The organism is Pseudomonas sp. 67(2021) (assembly GCF_017491835.1).
GTDB classification, from domain to species: domain Bacteria; phylum Pseudomonadota; class Gammaproteobacteria; order Pseudomonadales; family Pseudomonadaceae; genus Aquipseudomonas; species Aquipseudomonas atacamensis.
In genome coordinates this window covers 1-3,201 of sequence record NZ_JAFGYL010000048.1, presented here as the reverse complement: position 1 = coordinate 3,201, position 3,201 = coordinate 1, and the positions used below count along the sequence as shown (strand labels likewise).

The window sequence follows — 3,201 nt, the reverse complement described above, 5'->3', positions numbered from 1 at the left end:
GACTAGATCGTTCTTTAAAAATTTGGGTATGTGATAGAAAGATAGACTGAACGTTACTTTCACTGGTAACGGATCAGGCTAAGGTAAAATTTGTGAGTTCTCTTAGTTGAGAAATTCGAATTTTCGGCGAATGTCGTCTTCACAGTATAACCAGATTGCTTGGGGTTATATGGTCAAGTGAAGAAGCGCATACGGTGGATGCCTTGGCAGTCAGAGGCGATGAAAGACGTGGTAGCCTGCGAAAAGCTTCGGGGAGTCGGCAAACAGACTTTGATCCGGAGATGTCTGAATGGGGGAACCCAGCCATCATAAGATGGTTATCTTGTACTGAATACATAGGTGCAAGAGGCGAACCAGGGGAACTGAAACATCTAAGTACCCTGAGGAAAAGAAATCAACCGAGATTCCCTTAGTAGTGGCGAGCGAACGGGGACTAGCCCTTAAGTGGCTTTGAGATTAGCGGAACGCTCTGGAAAGTGCGGCCATAGTGGGTGATAGCCCTGTACGCGAAAATCTCTTAGTCATGAAATCGAGTAGGACGGAGCACGAGAAACTTTGTCTGAATATGGGGGGACCATCCTCCAAGGCTAAATACTACTGACTGACCGATAGTGAACTAGTACCGTGAGGGAAAGGCGAAAAGAACCCCGGAGAGGGGAGTGAAATAGATCCTGAAACCGTATGCGTACAAGCAGTGGGAGCAGACTTTGTTCTGTGACTGCGTACCTTTTGTATAATGGGTCAGCGACTTATTTTCAGTGGCGAGCTTAACCGAATAGGGGAGGCGTAGCGAAAGCGAGTCTTAATAGGGCGTCTAGTCGCTGGGAATAGACCCGAAACCGGGCGATCTATCCATGGGCAGGTTGAAGGTTAGGTAACACTGACTGGAGGACCGAACCGACTACCGTTGAAAAGTTAGCGGATGACCTGTGGATCGGAGTGAAAGGCTAATCAAGCTCGGAGATAGCTGGTTCTCCTCGAAAGCTATTTAGGTAGCGCCTCATGTATCACTGTAGGGGGTAGAGCACTGTTTCGGCTAGGGGGTCATCCCGACTTACCAAACCGATGCAAACTCCGAATACCTACAAGTGCCGAGCATGGGAGACACACGGCGGGTGCTAACGTCCGTCGTGAAAAGGGAAACAACCCAGACCGTCAGCTAAGGTCCCAAAGTTATGGTTAAGTGGGAAACGATGTGGGAAGGCTTAGACAGCTAGGAGGTTGGCTTAGAAGCAGCCACCCTTTAAAGAAAGCGTAATAGCTCACTAGTCGAGTCGGCCTGCGCGGAAGATGTAACGGGGCTCAAACCATACACCGAAGCTACGGGTATCATCTTCGGATGATGCGGTAGAGGAGCGTTCTGTAAGCCTGTGAAGGTGAGTTGAGAAGCTTGCTGGAGGTATCAGAAGTGCGAATGCTGACATGAGTAACGACAATGGGTGTGAAAAACACCCACGCCGAAAGACCAAGGTTTCCTGCGCAACGTTAATCGACGCAGGGTTAGTCGGTCCCTAAGGCGAGGCTGAAAAGCGTAGTCGATGGAAAACAGGTTAATATTCCTGTACTTCTGGTTATTGCGATGGAGGGACGGAGAAGGCTAGGCCAGCTTGGCGTTGGTTGTCCAAGTTTAAGGTGGTAGGCTGAGATCTTAGGTAAATCCGGGATCTTAAGGCCGAGAGCTGATGACGAGTTACCCTTTGGGTGACGAAGTGGTTGATGCCATGCTTCCAAGAAAAGCTTCTAAGCTTCAGGTAACCAGGAACCGTACCCCAAACCGACACAGGTGGTTGGGTAGAGAATACCAAGGCGCTTGAGAGAACTCGGGTGAAGGAACTAGGCAAAATGGCACCGTAACTTCGGGAGAAGGTGCGCCGGTGAGGGTGAAGGACTTGCTCCGTAAGCTCATGCCGGTCGAAGATACCAGGCCGCTGCGACTGTTTATTAAAAACACAGCACTCTGCAAACACGAAAGTGGACGTATAGGGTGTGACGCCTGCCCGGTGCCGGAAGGTTAATTGATGGGGTTAGCTAACGCGAAGCTCTTGATCGAAGCCCCGGTAAACGGCGGCCGTAACTATAACGGTCCTAAGGTAGCGAAATTCCTTGTCGGGTAAGTTCCGACCTGCACGAATGGCGTAACGATGGCGGCGCTGTCTCCACCCGAGACTCAGTGAAATTGAAATCGCTGTGAAGATGCAGTGTATCCGCGGCTAGACGGAAAGACCCCGTGAACCTTTACTATAGCTTTGCACTGGACTTTGAATTTGCTTGTGTAGGATAGGTGGGAGGCTTTGAAGCGTGGACGCCAGTTCGCGTGGAGCCATCCTTGAAATACCACCCTGGCAACTTTGAGGTTCTAACTCAGGTCCGTTATCCGGATCGAGGACAGTGTATGGTGGGTAGTTTGACTGGGGCGGTCTCCTCCTAAAGAGTAACGGAGGAGTACGAAGGTGCGCTCAGACCGGTCGGAAATCGGTCGTAGAGTATAAAGGCAAAAGCGCGCTTGACTGCGAGACAGACACGTCGAGCAGGTACGAAAGTAGGTCTTAGTGATCCGGTGGTTCTGTATGGAAGGGCCATCGCTCAACGGATAAAAGGTACTCCGGGGATAACAGGCTGATACCGCCCAAGAGTTCATATCGACGGCGGTGTTTGGCACCTCGATGTCGGCTCATCACATCCTGGGGCTGAAGCCGGTCCCAAGGGTATGGCTGTTCGCCATTTAAAGTGGTACGCGAGCTGGGTTTAGAACGTCGTGAGACAGTTCGGTCCCTATCTGCCGTGGACGTTTGAGATTTGAGAGGGGCTGCTCCTAGTACGAGAGGACCGGAGTGGACGAACCTCTGGTGTTCCGGTTGTCACGCCAGTGGCATTGCCGGGTAGCTATGTTCGGGAAAGATAACCGCTGAAAGCATCTAAGCGGGAAACTTGCCTCAAGATGAGATCTCACTGGAACCTTGAGTTCCCTGAAGGGCCGTCGAAGACTACGACGTTGATAGGTTGGGTGTGTAAGCGCTGTGAGGCGTTGAGCTAACCAATACTAATTGCCCGTGAGGCTTGACCATATAACACCCAAGCAATTTGCTGACCTGAAAAGGCACCAGATTGCGGTGTGTGAAGACGAAACGAACCGAAAGTTCGAAACGCACAAACACCGAAAGCTGTCACATACCCAATTTGCTGAAGCGAGGCCGTCTGGTC

The 3,201-nt window shown here is 51.1% G+C and carries 1 rRNA gene; it reads left to right on the top strand.

The features are described from left to right. Positions 1 to 171 precede the first annotated feature (171 nt). Positions 172 to 3,065 (top strand): 23S ribosomal RNA (locus J5M66_RS26390). Positions 3,066 to 3,201: the final 136 nt, after the last annotated feature.